At 65.3% G+C, this 18,512-nt stretch carries 14 protein-coding genes; all 14 read right to left on the bottom strand.

Translation table 11 applies throughout. The features are described from left to right. Positions 1-633 (bottom strand): TetR/AcrR family transcriptional regulator, encoded by a 633-nt coding sequence (locus CEX87_RS07845; protein WP_094286628.1) that lies wholly within the window; start codon positions 631-633, stop codon positions 1-3. Next, positions 633-1,778, bottom strand: a complete 1,146-nt coding sequence (locus CEX87_RS07840; protein ID WP_094286626.1) for a sulfotransferase family protein — start codon at positions 1,776-1,778, stop codon at positions 633-635. The genes CEX87_RS07845 and CEX87_RS07840 overlap by 1 nt, the downstream gene beginning before the upstream one ends. After that, entirely contained in the window at positions 1,775-2,998 is a 1,224-nt protein-coding gene (locus CEX87_RS07835; RefSeq protein WP_233151313.1) for a DUF1214 domain-containing protein, read from the bottom strand. The genes CEX87_RS07840 and CEX87_RS07835 overlap by 4 nt, the downstream gene beginning before the upstream one ends. A 103-nt stretch (positions 2,999-3,101) precedes the next feature. Continuing rightward, positions 3,102-5,900: a phosphoenolpyruvate carboxylase gene (gene ppc / locus CEX87_RS07830; protein ID WP_094286624.1), complete on the bottom strand. Its 2,799-nt coding sequence runs from the start codon at positions 5,898-5,900 to the stop codon at positions 3,102-3,104. Positions 5,901-5,951: 51 nt separating this feature from the next. Further along, complete coding sequence (secG, locus tag CEX87_RS07825; protein ID WP_064395474.1) at positions 5,952-6,185, bottom strand: preprotein translocase subunit SecG; 234 nt, start codon at positions 6,183-6,185, stop codon at positions 5,952-5,954. A 46-nt stretch (positions 6,186-6,231) separates the two neighbouring features. Continuing rightward, entirely contained in the window at positions 6,232-7,017 is a 786-nt protein-coding gene (gene tpiA, locus CEX87_RS07820) for a triose-phosphate isomerase (protein WP_064395473.1), read from the bottom strand. A 14-nt stretch (positions 7,018-7,031) separates the two neighbouring features. Further along, positions 7,032-8,258, bottom strand: coding sequence for a phosphoglycerate kinase (locus CEX87_RS07815; RefSeq protein WP_233151312.1), 1,227 nt, complete (start codon positions 8,256-8,258; stop codon positions 7,032-7,034). A 4-nt stretch (positions 8,259-8,262) separates the two neighbouring features. Beyond that, positions 8,263-9,285, bottom strand: a complete 1,023-nt coding sequence (gap, locus tag CEX87_RS07810) for a type I glyceraldehyde-3-phosphate dehydrogenase (RefSeq protein ID WP_094286620.1) — start codon at positions 9,283-9,285, stop codon at positions 8,263-8,265. Positions 9,286-9,510: 225 nt separating this feature from the next. Then, positions 9,511-10,233 carry an ABC transporter substrate-binding protein gene (locus CEX87_RS07805; RefSeq protein WP_094286618.1) on the bottom strand — a complete coding sequence of 241 codons (723 nt, stop codon included), beginning with the start codon at positions 10,231-10,233 and terminating at the stop codon, positions 9,511-9,513. A gap of 4 nt (positions 10,234-10,237) precedes the next feature. Beyond that, positions 10,238-12,862, bottom strand: coding sequence for an NB-ARC domain-containing protein (locus CEX87_RS07800; RefSeq protein ID WP_332888877.1), 2,625 nt, complete (start codon positions 12,860-12,862; stop codon positions 10,238-10,240). A 17-nt stretch (positions 12,863-12,879) separates the two neighbouring features. Continuing rightward, positions 12,880-15,522, bottom strand: coding sequence for an ATP-binding protein (locus tag CEX87_RS07795; protein WP_233151311.1), 2,643 nt, complete (start codon positions 15,520-15,522; stop codon positions 12,880-12,882). A gap of 75 nt (positions 15,523-15,597) precedes the next feature. Continuing rightward, positions 15,598-16,575, bottom strand: coding sequence for a DNA-binding protein WhiA (gene whiA / locus CEX87_RS07790; RefSeq protein ID WP_094286752.1), 978 nt, complete (start codon positions 16,573-16,575; stop codon positions 15,598-15,600). Beyond that, positions 16,572-17,609, bottom strand: a complete 1,038-nt coding sequence (gene yvcK, locus CEX87_RS07785) for a uridine diphosphate-N-acetylglucosamine-binding protein YvcK (protein ID WP_064419845.1) — start codon at positions 17,607-17,609, stop codon at positions 16,572-16,574. The genes whiA and yvcK overlap by 4 nt, the downstream gene beginning before the upstream one ends. After that, on the bottom strand, positions 17,606-18,505 hold the full coding sequence (gene rapZ, locus CEX87_RS07780) for an RNase adapter RapZ (RefSeq protein WP_198957181.1): 900 nt from the start codon (positions 18,503-18,505) through the stop codon (positions 17,606-17,608). Before rapZ ends, yvcK begins: the two co-directional genes overlap by 4 nt. Positions 18,506-18,512 lie beyond the last annotated feature (7 nt).

Here is an 18,512-nt window from a genome sequence, read left to right as displayed (position 1 = left end):
TCACCTTCGCGTGGGTTCTGCTACGCCGAGTCCGCGCATGCAGAAGCGGATGATGTGTTCGCGCACCGCGCGCTGATCGCCATCGCCGGTCGTCCATTGGCGTTCGACGCTCGCCCAGATCGCGCCGTGGATCGACAACGCGTCGGCCACCGGATCGATACCCGGGAAAAGCCTGGCGGCCCTTCCCTTCTCGAGCTGCTCGACGAGGGGCTTGAGGATCTCACGGTAGGCATCGCCGACCAACTCGGGCGCCGAGGACATCTGCGTCTGCGCCTCGAGCGACATTCGCCGCAAGTCTGTTCGGATCTCCTGATTGAACGCCAGATCCAGGCGCCCGTCGATCCATGCCGCTACCGCTTCAACCGGGTCGGCCGCCGCGGCCATGTTCCGCGTCAGCCTGCGCATCTCGGTGCGCGCCAATTGCAGGAAGACCGCAGACACCAGTTCGTCTTTGGAACCGAAATGGCGGTAGAAGGCACGTGTGCTCAACGCGGCTCGCTCGAGTACCCGGGCCACGTTGACCGATGCGATGCCCTCCTCGCGAAGAATCTCGGTGGCCGCGCGGACCAGAGCGTCGCGTACGCCCGGATCGGGGTCCATCTTCTTGCGTCTCCGCCGGGCTACCGTTTCCATCACGCGGTGGCGTCGTAACTCGTGAGGTAGTCGGCGAAGGCTTCGTGCACCTGCTCGGGAGTCAAACCGTAGTCGGCGAGCTCGTATGTGTGCTCGCCGCGCGCGCCGGGACGGTGGCCGTCCGCCCACTCCTGCACCTGCCTGCGCGCTTCGTCGGTGAATGTCAGATCCAGCCGCTCGTAACTGTTCTCGAGGGCGCCGATCGGGTCGGCGTTCAAGTCGGCGAACGACACGTCGGTGAACCGGTCATCTCCGAAGCGCTTCCGGAAGTTCATTGCGCGCCTTACGGCTTCGACCCAGCACTGGAGTTGCTCGGCGCCCAGTTCATGCGGGTCGTCGCGATCGCTGCTCCAACTGCGGACGTACCGGATCAAGCTGCACACCGAGCCGAGTACCTTCGCCGGATCGCGGTGGCACCACAAGAACTTCGCCTCCGGATACGCCTCGACAAGAGCGCCGAGCGAGAACATGTGCACCGGCGTCTTCAGGTGCCATAACGTCGGCGGGCAATGCCACTGCAGGAGTTTGAGCACCTGGCGGTGGAAAGCGTATGTCTCGCGCATATCGCACTGCATCAGCCAGGCGAGGTACCCGGGCACCCGCACCACCCCGTCGAAGTGGAACGTGCGAAAGCTCATGCCCATCAGGTCCTGGCATTCGGTGGGAGCCTCCGGCTCCGAATTCATCATGGTCCGCATGCGCGGAAACATGCTGTCCATCATGGCGATCGACTCGGCCGCCTCGGCGATCCGCGGATCGTCGTGCTGAGACGACGCTTCCGGTGGCGGAGTGCACGCCTGAGACTCCCACATCCGCAGCGAGCGAAACTGCGGATCACTGGCGACCAGTTGGCTCAGCGCCGTCGTTCCGGTTCGCGGTAACCCGATGACGAACACCGGGCCACCGACGACCTCGTCGTCGATCTCGGGATGCTGCCGATAGGTTTCGACGATCCGCAACCGTTGTATGAGTGCGTTGCTGATGGTCGCATGCTGAATGACGTTTCCCATCTCGTTGAGGTCTGCTTCATTGTTCAGTGCGTCGACGGTGCGCTCCAAACCCTCGCGGTAGTAGGGCGAACCGAAGTCGTCGAGGCCGGTGGCCAGCCGGGCGCCTTCCTCGAGTTCGTCCACGATGAAGGTCATGCGGAAAATCTTTCGTGGACCGCACGCCGCCGCGCCGCGATGACGGCCGCACGTTGCTCGGGACTGACGGTCGCGGTGTCGGCAGGCAGTTCGGAGCGGACATCGGCGAACTTGACCACTCGTACATCCGGGGTCGGCGCGGTCTCCGTGCGCACACACCGCAGGATCATCGCCCCGTTGCTGTGCCCCGCCGTGTCAAGCCAATTGGCGACGCCGGGATCGCGCGGGCTGACGACCACTCGCAGAATCCCGTCGGCGTCGATCGTCGCTTGGTGGGCGTTGAGGCTGGACTGATGCCGACCGTAATGGATGGTCTCCCACCACGGGTTGCCCAGCGAGTAACTCCAGTACACGCCGCGCGGTGGTTCGACCTCCATGATCAATGCCTCGCCGGGATCGAGTTCGTAGCGACCGATGACGGGGCGGTTCTCCGCTGCCGCACCGATATCGGAGCGGTCGATGGGAGGCATGAACCCGTTGGCCGGCGGGCCCGCGTTGAAGTCGAGAAAGAATTTGAGGTTGTCGTGGACGAAGTCCCCCAGCGCGTGGATCTGGCGTGCGACGGCCACGCCGGTCGCTGCGTGCCGGTCCCCCGCTTCGACCTCATCGCCGATGCGCTCGATCTTTAGCGAGGAGGGCTTCTCCGTTTCCCAGTCGTAGAAGAAGTGCCTCACCACCAGAGTGGGATGGTCGCCGTCCAGTCGCATCCAATTGCCCGGTTGTTCATCGGCCGAGAGCACCACTTCGAAATTCCCGTCGGCGTCCGGTTCGAGCTCATCGACCAGGCAATTGGAAGTGGACGCGATCCCGTCCATGGTCTGCAGACCGACATACCGTGCCGTGCCCCGATTTCCGAACAGTCGGTATGTCTCGCCGTTGCGCAGCGTGGCTCGCAGGTAGAGACAGTCCGGGCACTCCATGCCCCACGTCAGCACGTCATCGGTGCTTGTGCGGGTCACCGCCAACACCGGATCACGTTCGGCCCGCAGCGCCTCGTCGATGCCGACGGCCAACAGCACCAACAAGTGGCGCATTCCGGATGCGTAGTCGACGTTGTTTCGGTTGACGTCGGTGGACGAGACGATCGAGCCGGCGGTCCTCAAGCGATCCAACAGATGCCCCCATGCCGGGGCCAGCTCACCCCCGTCGCTACCCGGGCCGGTCAGCCCCGCCTGGGCAACGGAGAACGGCAGCCACGCCATCGGGTTCGCGTCGCCCACGAGTCTCTCCAACCGTCGCGCAAGCTTAAATGAAAACCATGTTTTCACTTAAGACGCTTCGACTGTGACACCTCACGGCAGCAGTGTCAACGCTTGACCCGTGTCAGCCGCTGTTGCGCAGGGCGCTTGCCAACCCGCTCATCGTCAGCAGGATCCCGCGCTGGACGAGTTCGTCGTCGTCCCCGGACCGGTAGCGCCGCAGCAACTCGACCTGGAGATGGTTCAGCGGTTCCAGGTACGGAAAGCGGTTGAACACCGAACGGGCCAGCGCCGGATTGTCCGCCAACAGATCGTCCTGATCGGTGATGAGCTTGTGCATCCGGATGGTGCGCTCGTGCTCGGCGGCGATCTTGTCGAACACCCGCCGCCGCAACTCCTCGTCGTCGACCAGCTCGGAATAGCGGGCCGCCAACCCCAGGTCCGATTTGGCCATGACCTGCGCCATGTTCGACAGCACGGTACGGAAGAACGGCCACCGCCGGTACAGGTCCCGCAACACCTCTACGCGGTCCTCCTCCGACTGCGGACCCTCGGCGATCCACTCCTCAAAAGCCGTGCCCGTGCCGTACCAGCCGGGCAGCATCACCCGCGACTGGCTCCACGCCAGCACCCACGGGATCGCCCGCAAGTCCGCTATCGACGTCGTCGGCTTGCGCGACGACGGCCGGCTACCGATGTTGAGCGCGCCGATCTCGCTCACCGGCGTCGACGCCTTGAAGTAGTCCACGAATCCCGGTGTCTCGTGCACCAATTCGGCGTAAGCGCGCTGAGCGCGTGCGGCCAGATCGTCGAGCACTTCGTAGGCTGGGCCGGCCTCATCACCGAGACCTTCCACATCGAGCAGCGTGGCCTCCAACGTGGCGGCCAGAAGGGTCTCGAGATTGCGGTACGCGGCCTGCGGTTCGGCATACTTCGCCGCGATCACCTCACCCTGCTCCGTGAGGCGCAGCGATCCGTTCACCGCGCCAGGAGGCTGGGCCAAGATGGCGTCATAGCTCGGCCCACCGCCTCGACCCACGGTGCCACCGCGACCGTGAAAGAGGCGCAACCGAATTCCGGTCTTGCGCGCCGACTCCACCAGGTCCAGTTCCGCCCGGTACAGCGCCCAGTTCGCCGCGAGATAACCGCCGTCCTTGTTGGAGTCCGAGTAGCCGAGCATCACCTCCTGGCTCGCGTTGCGCGCCGACACGATCGACCGATACACCGGAAGATCCAGCGCCGCTTCGAGAATCGACGAGCCACGCTGCAGGTCGTCGATGGTCTCGAACAACGGCACCACGCCGACGGGGGCATACGGCCTCTCCCCCGAGACATCGAGCAGCCCGACCTCTTTGAGCAGGATCGCCGCCTCCAACATGTCCGACACGGACTCGCACATCGAGATGATGTAGTTCGGAATCGCCCGAGACCCGAAGACCCGCACCCCCCGCGCGGCCGCCGCGACGATGTCGAGTTCTTTGCGGGCCAGTTCGGACAGTTCCGCGCCGGCTTTGACCAGCGGCCGACGGGTCGACAGCTCACCCGCGAGCAGCTCTACCCGGTCCTCCTCACTCAGCGAGCCGTAGTCCTGGTGCACACCCGCCCACGCCAACAGCTCGGCGACGACCTCCTCGTGCACATCGGAGTTCTGCCGCATGTCGAGGCCGCAGAGGTGAAACCCGAACGTGCGCACCGCCTCCCGCAATCTGGCCAGTCGGTCGTCGGCCAAGACCGCGCTACCGTTGCTCCGCAGCGAGCTATCGACCACATCCAAGTCCGCGAGCAACTCGGCGGGCGACTCGTAGCGCTCGAGCCCCAGATCGAGTTCGTGCTCGGGCTGCTCGTCGAGAATCTCCTTCGCCGTCGACGTCAGCCGGGAGTGGATCACGCGCAACGCTCGCCGGTAAGGCTCGTCGGCCCGCGCGGGTTCCTCGCATCGGGCGGCCAGCGCTTCGAGCCCGTCGCTGATTCGCACCAGCCGCGCGGACATCGACAGCTCCTCTTCCAGCGCGGTGATCTCGGTGAAGTAGTGGTCCAGTGCCGTGTAGGCGGCTCTGCCGGTCGCGCGCCGGACGACGTCAGCGGTGACGTTCGGGTTGCCGTCCCGGTCCCCGCCGATCCACGACCCGGGCCGCACGATCGGCTCGTCGAGCAGCCCGGTATCGGGCCAACGGGCCTGCAGTTCATTGCGGACGTCGGCGTTCACCTGCGGTATGACATCGAAGAACGCGGCCGGGTAGTACCGCAGACCTGTCTCGATCTCGTCCTGAATCTTCAAGCGCGACAACCGAACCAGCGCGGTCTGCCACAGAGTCAGGATGTGGCGACGCAGTTCGACCTCGATGTCGCGACCGTCGGCATCGCTGCGCCCGTGCAGGCGTGAGCGCATCAGTTCGGTGATGCGATGTTGGGTGTCGAAGATCGTGCGGCGCCTCGTCTCGGTCGGATGCGCAGTGATCACTGGCGACACCATCGCCCCGGCAAGGGCTTCGGCGACGGTGCCGGAATCGAGGTCGACGGCGTCGAGTTTGGCGTAGGTGGCGGCAAGGCTGCTGTTCTGCGGCGGCTCGCCCGCTTCGACGTGGATCGCCCGACGACGTTCTCGGTGAATGTCCTCGGCGACGTTGGCCAATAGGGCGAAGTGGGTGAAAGCACGGATCACCGGGATCGCATGACGGATGTCGATGCCGTCGAACATCCCCGCCAGTTCCGCGCGGTCGATCTCGGAGCGGCGCACCCGGAACGACTCGACGCGGGCGCGCTCGACGAGGTCGAAAACCTCGTCGCCGTTCTGCTCGCGCACGGTGTCGCCGAGTATCGCGCCGAGAAGACGGATGTCCTCGCGCATCGGCTCGGTGGCGTCACGCCCCACCTTGGTCCGCCTGACCGCGCCTATCGGTTCGAGCCCGGCGATCTCAGACATGACTCAAGTATCGACGGGCCACAGTCGGCCCGCACGGCGAGGTGCTGGGAATCAGCTGTACTTGATGAGCAGCCCGACGCCGACGATCGAGACAAGCCAGATGCCGGTGACGAACAACGTCAGCCGGTCCAGGTTTTTCTCGACCACCGTCGACCCCGACAGGCTGGACTGGACGCCGCCGCCGAAGAGCGTGGACAGACCGCCGCCTTTGGCGCGATGCAGCAGCACCAGGAGCACGACCAGGAGGCTGGTCACGACCAGGGTGATCTGCAGGGCCAATTCCATGGGCGCAAGACTACCTAATCGACGGCGATGCTCACCAATCGGACGGTCAGGGCAGGGGGCCGCCGGCCGCGATGGCCGACAGGGTGGCGAACTGCTCGCCGTCGAGCGAGGCGCCCCCGACGAGAGCGCCGTCGATGTCCTCCTGCGCGACGATGTCGCCGACGTTCTTGGCGTTGACCGACCCGCCGTAGAGCACGCGAACACCGGCGGCCACCTGCGGCGTCGCCAGCTTGCCCAGCTCGTCGCGGATCGCCTTGCAGACCTCCTGGGCATCGGCGGCGCTGGCCACCCGGCCGGTGCCGATGGCCCACACCGGCTCGTAGGCGATCACGGCCTGGCCGATCTGTTCGTTCGAAAGGCCCGCCAGCGACCCGCGCAGCGACTCGACGTTGTGCTCGACGTGGTTGCCCACCTCGCGCACTTCGAGTTGCTCGCCGATGCAGATGATGGGCACCAGCCCGTGCCGGAAGGCGGCCGCCGCCTTGGCCGCCACCACGGCGTCGTCCTCGTGGTGGTAGGTGCGCCGCTCGGAGTGTCCGACGACGACGAAGGTGCATCCCAGCTTGGCCAGGAACGCGCCGCTGATGTCGCCGGTGTAGGCGCCGGAATCGTGCTCGGAGAGATCCTGCGCGCCGTAGGTGAGCAGTAGCTTGTCGCCGTCGACCAGGGTCTGCACGCTGCGCAGGTCGGTGAACGGCGGGATCACCGTCACGTCGACCTTGTCGAAGTACTTCGCAGGCAATGCGAACGCGATCTTCTGCACCAGCGCGATCGCCTCGAAGTGGTTGAGGTTCATCTTCCAGTTGCCGGCGATCAGCGGCTTGCGGCTCACGATTCCAGGACCTCTCACTCTTCTTCTAAAACAGCGATGCCGGGCAGTTTCTTGCCTTCAAGGTATTCCAGCGAGGCCCCGCCCCCGGTGGAAATGTGCGAGAAGCCCTCTTCGTCCAGGCCGAGCTGACGGACCGCGGCAGCCGAATCGCCGCCGCCGACCACGCTGAAGCCACCCTTCCCGGTCGCCGCGATGATCGCTTCGGCGACGCCTTTGGTGCCCGCCGCGAAGGCCGGGAACTCGAAGACGCCCATCGGGCCGTTCCAGAAGACGGTCTTGGCGTTGGACAGCAGCGTGGTGAACCGCTCGACCGAGCCGGGCCCGATGTCCAGACCCATCTTGTCGTCCGGAATCTTGTCCGCGGCGACGACCTCAGCCGTCGCATCGGCGGCGAACTTGTCTGCCACCACGATGTCGACCGGAACGTGGATCACGTCGGCGTAGGTGTCAAGCAACTTCCGGCACGTCTCGATCATGCCTTCTTCGAGCAGCGAGCTGCCCACCGAAACACCTTGTGAGGCAAGGAAGGTGAAACACATGCCGCCACCGATGATCAGGCTGTCGGCCTTCTTTGCGAGTGACTCGATGACCGCCAGCTTGTCCGACACCTTGGACCCGCCGAGCACGACGGCGTAAGGCCGATCGGTGGAGGTGGTCAGCTGCTCGAGCACTTTGACCTCGGCGGCCACCAGGGTGCCCGCATAGTGCGGGAGCAAGGTCGCGACGTCGTACACCGACGCCTGCTTGCGGTGCACCACCCCGAAGCCATCGGAGACGAATGCACCGTCTTCACCCACGAGTTCGACGAGTTGTCGGGCCAACGCCATCCGTTCGGCATCGTCCTTGCTGGTCTCGCGGGCGTCGAAACGGACGTTCTCCAGCAGCAGGATATCGCCGTCGGTCAATCCTTCGGCGCGGGCCAGCGCATCGGTACCCACGACGTCGCCGGCCAGTTGCACGTGGCGACCGAGCTGCTCCCCTAATGCCTTTGCGACCGGAGCGAGCGACAGTTTCGGGTCGGGTCCGCCCTTGGGCCGACCGAGATGCGCGGTGACGATCACCTTGGCGCCGGCGTCGGAGAGCGCCTTGAGCGTGGGCACCGACGCGGTGATGCGACCCGGGTCGGTGATGTTGCCGTCATCGTCGAGCGGGACGTTGAGGTCCGACCGAACGAGTACTCCCCGATCCGAAACACCTTCACCGAGAAGGTCTTCCAGAGTCTTGATGGAAGACGAAGCCACGGCGTTACAGCGACTTGCCGACAAGGGCGACCAGGTCGACCAGCCGGTTGGAGTAACCCCACTCATTGTCGTACCAGGACACGGTCTTGGCCTGGTTGTCGATCACCTTGGTCAGCCCCGCATCAAAAATCGAGCTGTGCGGGTCGGTGACGATGTCGCTGGACACGATCGGCGCGTCGTAGTACTTGAGGATGCCCTTGAGCGGACCGTCCGCGGCGGCCTTGAACGCCGCGTTGATCTCATCGGCGGTGGCCGACTTGGACAGCTCGGCGGTCAGGTCGGTGCACGAACCCGTGGGGATCGGCACGCGCAGTGCGTAGCCGTCGAGCTTGCCCTTCAGTTCGGGCAGGACCAGCCCGATCGCCTTGGCGGCGCCGGTGGAGGTCGGAACGATGTTCAGCGCGGCGGCACGGGCGCGGCGCAGGTCCTTGTGGGGGCCGTCCTGCAGATTCTGGTCCTGCGTGTAGGCGTGGACAGTCGTCATAAGGCCCTTGACGATGCCGAACTCGTCGTTGAGCACCTTGGCCAGCGGGCCGAGGCAGTTCGTGGTGCACGAGGCGTTGGAAATGATGTTCTGGCTGCCGTCGTACTTGTCGTCGTTGACGCCCAGAACGATCGTGATGTCCTCGTCGGTGGCAGGTGCGGAGATGACGACCTTCTTGGCGCCGGCATCGAGGTGGCCCTGCGCCTTGTCGCGCTTGGTGAAGATGCCGGTGGACTCGACGACCACGTCGACCCCTAGGTCGCCCCACGGCAGGGCCGACGGGCCCTCTTTGACCTCGAGCGCCTTGATCTTCTGATCGCCGATGACGATGGTGTCGTCGCCCTCGAGGCTGATCTCCGCCGGGAAGCGGCCGAGGATCGAGTCGAACTTCAGCAGATGCGCCAAGGTGGCGTTGTCGGTGAGATCGTTGACAGCGACGATCTCGATGTCGGTGCTCTTGCCCTCGGCTTTCTGCGTGGCGAGCGCCCGGTAGAAGTTGCGCCCGATGCGGCCGAAGCCGTTAACGCCTACCCGGATGGTCACTGGTCTCTCCCTTAGTCGCCTCAACGTGTAGTGCTCGACCGCCAGCCTAGTGGTGTGATAGCGGCCACGTGCCACCTGGTCAGCACTGATCGGACAGGCGCCCGGATCTCAGGACATCTGCCGGGTGAATGCAGTCGCGATTCACGAAGCCGCACGCGACGCCGACTACGAAGGCGCCGAGGTGGCATGGCGAATGGCGGGCGCCGGGTAGCCGGACGCCGGCCGTCAGAGCGCTCCGAGCTTCTGGTCGGCGTACGGGTTGCCGAGCCATTTGCGACGGATCGCCTGCAGAGTGCCGTCGGCTTCCAACTCGGCCTGCGCGACGGTCAGTCTCCCCAGCAGCGCCTGATCTCCGCGCCCCACGGCGACCGCGATGTCTTCGACGGTGATGCCGCGCTGCACCACTTCGACCCCAGGAAGGGGCCTCACCAGTTCTGTCAGCACCGGTGCGAGTTTCATGATGGCGTCGCAGCCACCGGTTGAGAGATCGGCCAACGCGTCGTGTATCGCGCCGTACCCGTAAAGACGGACCCCGCCTGCCTTTCCATCGGCGACAAGTCGCTCGGCAATCGGCTGGCTGGTATTCCCCTGCTGCACGCCGATGGTCAGGCCTTCGAGGTCTTCGACGGACGTTACGCGCGGCAACCGGCGGGTGTCGACGGCCAGCGCCTGACCGGATATGAGGTACGGAGGCAGGAACGCCGCCTTCTTCTCGCGTTCCGGTGTGACGGTGGTTCCCGCCGCGACACAGTCGTACTTCGATCCGATACCGTCGAAGATGCCGTCGAAGTCGGCACCGCTGTACAGTATGAATTCGACTGTCGCGCCGACCTTCTCGCCGAGTGCGTGCATCAGGTCGATGTCGAGGCCACCGTCGTCGTGCGTCCCCTCCCTCGTGGAATTGAAGGGAGGGTCGGGCTCTGCCACTCCGACTCTCAGTGTCTCCATGAAATTACCGTAATTGTTGCAGCTGCGCCCTGGCCTGGTCGATTTGCGTATACGCGTAGGTCGCGATGGCCGATGTCGTCATCGACTTCCCGCGTCGGGCGAGCGCTTCGTACCTTTCGTCACCCAGCACCTGCCGCAGGTGCGTAACGGTGGCCTCGATCTCCGGAACCGTCACCACCGTCATGGGGCTGTGTGCAAAGCCCAGGAGCGTCGCGGCTTCGTCATGCCTCCCACGCCGGTCAAGAAGGACGGCGAGGTTGGCGAACGGCACACCGATCACGGCGACGTTGCCCGAGTCGCGGTAATTGCGGATGGCAAGAGCAATGCAGTCCAGTGCTGCGAGCGGATCGCCGTGCTCGGCTTCCACGCGGCCGAGCGTCATCGCCAGAATGGACTCGTTCGCCCGAACTTTGTGGTCCTGCGCGATTTTCAGACCGCGGCGCAGCGCCGCGAGCGCGGCTGCGGGGTCGGTGTCCCGCCACACGTATCCATACGCCAGAAGCGCGTATGACCACGCGTACGGATTTTGCTCTGTCTCGGGATCGTCGAACAGTTGGGCCGTGAGGGCCATGGCATCCGCCGAACGGTTCGCGACGGAGAGCGCCATCGCGAGGCTTGACCTGACGAATGAGCGCCTATCGTGCCCCAGCTCGAGCTCCGCTCGGCACACGTCGACCCACAGGTCCGGGCGGCCGATCGAGAGATAGGCACCACCGAGATTGCACTGGATGCTGATGAAGGGCGCCTGCCAGCCACCACCGTCATCGCGCAGGGTCGCATTGCCGGCATCGCCATAACGCAGGCCGTCCTCGATCCGTCCCACGAAGTAGCACAGCGACGCGATGACATACAGGTATCCGAGGCACCGATTGCGGGCCACCTCGGCCGATTCGAGAATCTCTTCGGCCCACGACGTCGGCTCGTAGTTTTCGACGCACATGCCGAGGAAACCGGCGAACGTGGTGATAACCGCGGCGGTGTCGATGTCGTCGTGATCGGCCGCCCAGCGGAAGGCGATGCGGAGATTGGGCAGTTCCGTCATGAACCAGTCATAGGCCTCGCTTTGGCGGGGGCTGTCCCACAGATCGATCACGCTTGCCGATCGCGCCGCGAAATGGCGTGCATGCCGGTCTCGCGCCTGCTCTGCTTGCGAGGCGGCGGCGAGCCGCTCTTCGGCGAACTCGCGGATCGTCTCCAACATGGAGAACCGTGTCGGAACCACCGCTCTGTCGGCAGCCAGCAGAGACTTGCGGACCAACGAATCCAACAGATCAAGGGTCGTATACTCGTCCGCATCATCGGAACCTGCCACGGCACAGGCACTTTTCAGATCAAAGCCGCCCCCGAAGACCGAACAACGTTCAAGCAGTCGCTTTTCCACGTCGTTCAGCAGGTCGTACGACCATGCCACCGCGTTGCGCAGTGTCTGGTGGCGGCCCAGCGCTCGACGAGACCCGACCAGCAGTTTGAACCGGTGGTCGAGGTGATCTCGGATTTCTTCGACCCCCATGGATGAAATCCGTGACGCCGCCAATTCGATCGCGAGCGGCAGGCCGTCGAGACGCCGGCATACGTCCCGAACGACCGGTCCGTCATCGAGCGCCAAGGTTGGGGCGACATTGTGGGCGCGTTGAGTGAACAGATCGACGGCGGCATCGATGTCCAGCGACCGCACCGGCCACATCTGCTCGTCCCTCAGCACGAGGCCTTCGCGACTCGTGGCAAGCACTCTCACAGTGGTCGAGGACGCAAGGATCGCTTCGATGAGGCTCGCGGCCGAGTCGAGCACATGCTCACAGTTGTCGAAGACGAGAAGGCGCAGGCGGCCCTCGAGCGTGGTCGCAATCGAATCGCTCATCGACTTGCCGGGCTGCTGGGTCACCCCGAGCACCGCCGCCACGGCATCGGGCACGGCGGCGGCATCGTTGACGGCGGCGAGCTCGAAAACCCATACGCCATCCGGGAAATCACTGGACATCTGCTCTGCAACCTCAAGCGCCAACCGTGTCTTGCCGACCCCGCCCACACCGGTCAAAGTGACCAATCGCCGAGTTCGGATCATGCTCGCGAGCTCTACGACGTCGGTGTGCCGTCCGATCAGTTCGGAGGGCACGCTGCGTAGGTTTCCGCCGCCCGTGTCAGGTGTCCGAAGTGGCGGGAATTCCGTGCGCAATCCGGGCGCCCTCAGCTGAAACAACGTGACCGGCACCGATACGTCGCGCAACCGACGCGGACCCAGATCGAGGAGGTCGACACCGCCGAGAAGCCCTGCAGTGGAATCGGCTATGAGGACTTGCCCCCCATGGCCGGCCGCCATCACTCGTGCGGCGCGATTGAGCACGCTTCCGAAGTAGTCGCCGCCACGAAGCTCCGCTTCTCCTGTTGCGATGCCCATGCGAACCGGTAGGTCGAGTTCTCGCTGCGCGGCTAGCGCTGTCTCCACAGCCGATTTCGGAGATGAGAAGGCGGCACAAACTCCGTCGCCGGTGTGCTTGAACACGAACCCGTTGTGCGCCTCGATCGCCGACCGCAACACCTTGTCGTGGCAAGCGAGCGCTACGCGCATGGAGTCCGCGTCGAACTCCCACAGACGAGTGGACCCCTCGATGTCGGTGAACAGGAATGTCACGACTCCCGATGGCGCATTCATGTCGACCGGAGTTCTTCTCGGGCTTGGTCGATTTCGCGGTAGGCGAACGCGACGATGACGGCCATCGTCATCGACTCGCCTCTGGCTGCCAGTGATTCGTAGGTATTGTCACCGAGCACTGCGCGAAGGTGGGCGATGGACGTCATGAACTCGGGAAGCACCACCTGAGCCAGAGGGCTCAACGAGAACCCGCTGATGATGGCCGCCGGTTCATGACGGCCTAGGCGGTCGAGGAATGTACTCAGTACGGCAAGTGGGCTGCGGATACTTTCGACGTTGCCCGAATCGTGGTAATTGCGGATGACCAATGTCAGATGCTCGAGCGCCTCTTCGGTGACAGCATCCAACGCCTCGAACCTGGCCATGGCGAGTGCGAGAATCGATGCGTTGAAACGATTGTCGCTGTCGAGGGCAAGAGCCAGACCCTCGCGGCAAGCCTGCACGCCGGCACTGGAGCGTTTGGCATGGAGGGGATATGAGCTGGCGGCGATAGCGAATGTGTGCATGTAAGGATTACCGGTTGCGGCCCCTGCTTCGATCAGCCCTACCGTGGCTTCCATCGCATCGTCGATCAGTCCTCCGAAGGCCAGAGCGAACACGCGGCAACCACGTATGTACACATGGTCATCGCCGCGCCGTTCGAGTTGGGCTCGACATATTTCAGCCCACCGCAAGGGCTCTCCCGCGGGGAGGTAGGCCGCTCCAAGCCAGCCCTCCATTCCATACGGTGGCGCGTTGCGGTTTTGCGCCAACTCGGCTCCACCGGCCTCGGCATACCGAAGCGCGTTCTCCAACCTACCGGCCATCCAGCACACCGCGGCGATCACATACAGACTCGGCACTCGAGGGTGCTCCGCAGCGACGGCAGGCTTGAGCATCTCCTCGGCCCACCCGACCGGCTCGTAGTTCTCGACACCCATGCCGAGCAGCCCCACATAGGTTGCGATCGTCGTGGCGATGTCGATGTCGCCGTTGTCGGCCGCCCAGCGGAAAGCGTTGCGCAGGTTGGCCAATTCGCTGGACAGCCAACGGTACGCGTCTCGCTGCCCAGGACTGTCCCACAAGGACAAGATCGTGCTTTCGAGCTGCGCGAAGTGGCGAGCATGGGCGAATCGTGCATCGTCGGCCGCCCCGCGCGCGGCGAGTTGTTCCTCGGCGAACTGGCGGACGGTCTCGAGCATGGAGAACCGAGTCCGGTCCGCCGATCGGTCGACCGTAAGCAGCGACTTGCGCACCAGGGAATCGAGAAGATCCACAACAGAGAACTCGTCAACAGACTCGCGTCCCGCTGCCGCGCCGGCGCCTCGGATGTCGAATCCTCCGGCGAACACCGAGCACCGTTCTAGTAGTTCCTTCTCGTCGTCATCGAGAAGGTCGTAAGACCATTGGACTGCGTGCCGAAGTGTCTGATGCCTTTCCAGGCTTCGCCGCGACCCCACGAGGAGCCTGAATCTCTTGTCGAGGCGGTCTCGGAGGTCGGTCAATGTCATCGCGGAAACACGGGAGGCAGCGAGTTCGATCGCCAGCGGGATGCCGTCGAGGCGGCGACAGATCTCCCGTACCACTTCCGTATCGCCCACGACGGCACCGGGAGCCAGGCTTCCGGCGCGTTCCACGAACAAGTCCGCCGCCGCATCGTCAGGCAGTGAGTGGACGGGCCATATCTTCTCCTCGGCGACGCCCAAACCTTCCCTGCTCGTGGCGAGGATGCTCACGGTCGCGGAGTGCGCGAGAATGGCTTCCACGAGTTCGGCAGCTGCATCGAGGACATGCTCGCAATTGTCGAAGATCAGCAGCCGGTTCCGGTTCTCCAAGACAGCCGCGACCGATTCGCCCACGCTCTTGCCGGGTTGCTGCGCGATACCGAGAACCGCTGCGACCGAATCAGGAACGGCGCTTGCGTCGGTCACGGATGCAAGCTCGAAAACCCATACACCGTCACTGAAGTCGTTGGCCAACCGCCCGGCGACCTCGAGTGCCAGCCGTGTCTTGCCAACTCCTCCGACGCCGGTCAATGTGACGAAACGATTGGTGCGCAACGCCACCGCGATGCCGGCCGCTTCGTCATCGCGACCGACCAAAGGTGCTCCAACAGGTCGGAGATTTCCTCGGTCGGCATCCAAAGTACGCAACGGCGGAAATTCAGACGGAAGGCCTTGCGCCTGCAGCTGAAAAATGGTGATGGGATGCGTGACATCGCGCAAGCGCTTGGGCCCTAGATTCAGCAGATCGAACGAACCGAGCAACCCTGCCGTCGACTCGGCCACGAGTATCTGGCCGCCGTGCCCGGCCGCCATCACCCGCGCCGCGCGGTTGAGTACCGTGCCGAAGTAGTCGCCGTCGCGAGCCTCGGCCTCACCGGTTGCGACACCCATGCGCACCGGCAATTCCAATTCACGCTGGGCATCGACGGCGGCCTCGACCGCGGCGCTCGGCGACGCGAACGCGGCCGCGACACCGTCCCCGCTGTGGCTGAACACATACCCGCCGTGCGCCTCGATCACCGAGCGCAACACCTTGTCATGGCAAGCAAGCGCGACCCGCATGGCATCCGCGTCGGACTCCCACCGACGGGTCGAGCCCTCGATATCGGTGAACAGGAACGTCACGACGCCGGTGGGCGGGACACCCGCGGACACAAGTGAATTGTCGGCCGAGAGAGCGCTTGTCATACGCCTTTCACCGAAATGCGCCTGACAAGTGGCCGGTCGGCGCTAGGCGTCCTCGAGCAGGTCCGGCGTGACGGCCGACTCGGTGTCCGGAATCCCGTCCTGCTTGGCCTTGCGATCGGCCATGGACAGCAACCGCCGAATGCGGCCCGCCACAGCGTCCTTCGTCATCGGCGGATCGGCGAGCCGGCCCAACTCCTCCAGCGACGCCTGCCGGTGCTCGACGCGCAGCTTGCCCGCGGCGGCGAGGTGGTCGGGCACCGTATCGCCGAGGATCTCCAGCGCCCGTTCCACGCGCGCTGCCGCGGCGACCGCCGCCCGTGCCGAGCGCCGCAGGTTCGCGTCGTCGAAGTTGGCCAGCCGGTTGGCGGTGGCCCGCACCTCGCGCCGCATCCTGCGCTCTTCCCATGTCAGCCGGGTGTCCTGCGCACCCATGCGCGTCAACAGCGCACCGATCGCCTCGCCGTCGCGCACCACCACCCGGTCGGTACCGCGCACCTCACGCGCTTTCGCACTCACCCCCAACCTGCGGGCGGCGCCGACGAGAGCCAGCGCCGCCTCAGGACCCGGGCAGCTGACTTCCAACGCCGACGAGCGTCCCGGTTCAGTGAGTGATCCATGCGCCAGAAATGCTCCGCGCCAGGCGGCTTCGGCGTCGGCCACACTGCCGCCGACAACTTGAGCCGGCAGCCCGCGCACGGGTCGGCCCCGCAGATCGAGAAGACCGGTCTGCCTGGCCAACGCCTCGCCGTCCTTGGCCACCCGGACCACGTATCGGGTGCTCTTGCGGATTCCGCTGGCCGACACGACGTGCACTGTGGCGTTGTAGCCGTACAGGTCGTAAATGTCCTTGCGCAGCCGCCGCGCGATGATGCCGAGATCGACCTCCGCCTCGACGACGACGCGGCCCGAAACGATGTGCAGTCCGCCGGCGAATCGCAGCAGGGAGGCCACCTCGGCGCGCCGAGCACTGACCGAATTGACGATCAGCCGACTCAACTCATCCTTGACCTCGGCTGTCATCGCCACGGGTCGTCACCTCTCGGTCCATTCGCTGTCGACGTGGGCACTGCCGGCGCCGGAGCGGCGGCGCCGCGAAGACGCACACTCTCCAATGCCGCGGCCAAGCGCGCCGGGTCATGTAAAGGTGTACCAGGTCTGGACACCTCAGCAAACTGAACTTGAGCACGAAGGATGTTCGCGGTCCGACGCAGTTGCTCGCGCTCGCGTTCACTGGGCACCCGACTGGCGTCGACGATGATCTCGTGCACGGTGAAGTCGGGCGCATGCTGCGCGAGCACGTGAATGTGTCGCTCGACAGAAAAGCCCGCCGTCTCCCCCGGTTCGGCCACCAGGTTGAGCACCAACGCCCGGCGCGCCGCAGTCGCCTGCAGCGCTGCCGCGAGCTCGGGAACCAGTACATGCGGGATCACGCTCGTGAACCACGAGCCGGGGCCCAGCACCACCAGGTCCGCGGCCATGATCGCGTCGACGGCCTGTCGGGTGGCGGGCGGATCCCCCGGCAGCAGCCGCACGCGACGGACTTTGCCCACGGTGGTGGCGATCGCCACCTGGCCGCGAATCACCCGACTCATGCGAGGGTCAGATTCCAGACCCGCCACGTCGGCCTCGATGCCGAGCCCCATCGGGCACATCGGAAGCACGCGACCCTTCACGCCGAGGATGCGGCCCAGTTCGTCGAGTGCGGCGATCGGGTCGGCCAACACCTCGCTGAGGCCGGCGAGCAGCAGGTTGCCGATCGGATGCCCGGCCAGCGCCCCGCTGCCACCGAACCGGTGCTGAATGATCGTCGCCCACAGTCGGCCGTGCGGGCTGTCAGATGCCAAAGCGGCCAACGCCATTCGAAGATCACCCGGTGGCACGACATCCAGCTCGTTGCGCAGTCGCCCTGACGAGCCGCCGTCGTCGGCGACCGTGACGATGGCCGTCACGTGCGGCGTCAGCCTGCGCGCCGCCGACAGGGTCGCATAGAGCCCGTGCCCACCACCGAGCGCAACGATCCGCGCCGCGGCGAGCCGCGAATCAGATGAAGTCATTCGCGCCCCAGATCCCGGTGCAACACCCGCACCGTCAGGTCATCACCGCCCTGCAGCCGCGCCGCCAGTGCCTCGGCGATCGCCACGCTTCGATGTTTGCCGCCGGTGCATCCGATGGCGACGGTCATATATCGCTTCCCCTCGCGACGGTATCCGTCGATGACTACGTCGAGCAGCCGATGATAGGTCTCCAGGAAGTCGCCTGCACCCGGTTGCCCGAGAACATAGTCGCGGACCGCGGGATGCTGGCCGCTGTGCGGGCGCAGGTCGTCCACCCAGTGCGGGTTCGGCAGGAACCGGACGTCCATCACGGTGTCGGCATCCATCGGCAACCCGTACTTGTAGCCGAAGGACTCGACCGTGACGTTCGTGTGGGCGATGGTTTCGCCTCCGAAGGCGCGCTCGATGCTCTCGCGCAGCGCGGGCACCGAAAGCGTCGAGGTGTCGATCACCAGATCGGCCGACGCGCGGACGGGGGCCAACAGCGCGCGCTCGGCCGCAATGCCTTCTGCCAGAGTCTGATTGCCCTGCAATGGGTGACTTCGGCGGTTCTGTTCGTAGCGGCGCACCAGGCTCTCGTCCGAAGCGTCCAGGAACAACACCCGCGGCGCGATGTTGCGGGTCGCGAGCTCGTTGCGCACCCAGTCCAGGTCTCCGGTGAACCCGCGTGAGCGCACGTCCATCACCACCGCCAGCTGGGTGATCCGTGAGCCGGCCGCCAGCCCCAGCTCGACCATCTGCGCGATCAGCTCCGGCGGAAGGTTGTCGGCGACGTACCACCCCAGGTCCTCGAGCACCTTGGCCGCGGTACCCCTACCCGCACCCGAGAGGCCGGTGACCAGAACCACGTCGATGCCGGAGTCGGCGCTGGCCTCGTCGCGAAGATCCTCGTGCATTCCCTGG

This window comes from Mycobacterium lehmannii (assembly GCF_002245535.1).
GTDB classification, from domain to species: domain Bacteria; phylum Actinomycetota; class Actinomycetes; order Mycobacteriales; family Mycobacteriaceae; genus Mycobacterium; species Mycobacterium lehmannii.
The sequence above is the reverse complement of the archived record's forward strand: the minus strand, read 5'-3'. Positions and strand labels throughout refer to the sequence as shown.

Bases quoted from the DNA above. Each gene is read 5' to 3' on its own strand.
- CEX87_RS07845 (WP_094286628.1), bottom strand. From the start codon at position 633: ATGGAAACGGTAGCCCGGCGGAGACGCAAGAAGATGGACCCCGATCCG.
- rapZ (WP_198957181.1), bottom strand. From the start codon at position 18,505: ATGCACGAGGATCTTCGCGACGAGGCCAGCGCCGACTCCGGCATCGAC.
- CEX87_RS07805 (WP_094286618.1), bottom strand. From the start codon at position 10,233: ATGGAGACACTGAGAGTCGGAGTGGCAGAGCCCGACCCTCCCTTCAAT.
- secG (WP_064395474.1), bottom strand. From the start codon at position 6,185: ATGGAATTGGCCCTGCAGATCACCCTGGTCGTGACCAGCCTCCTGGTC.
- yvcK (WP_064419845.1), bottom strand. From the start codon at position 17,609: ATGACTTCATCTGATTCGCGGCTCGCCGCGGCGCGGATCGTTGCGCTC.
- ppc (WP_094286624.1), bottom strand. From the start codon at position 5,900: ATGTCTGAGATCGCCGGGCTCGAACCGATAGGCGCGGTCAGGCGGACC.
- CEX87_RS07840 (WP_094286626.1), bottom strand. From the start codon at position 1,778: ATGACCTTCATCGTGGACGAACTCGAGGAAGGCGCCCGGCTGGCCACC.
- whiA (WP_094286752.1), bottom strand. From the start codon at position 16,575: ATGACAGCCGAGGTCAAGGATGAGTTGAGTCGGCTGATCGTCAATTCG.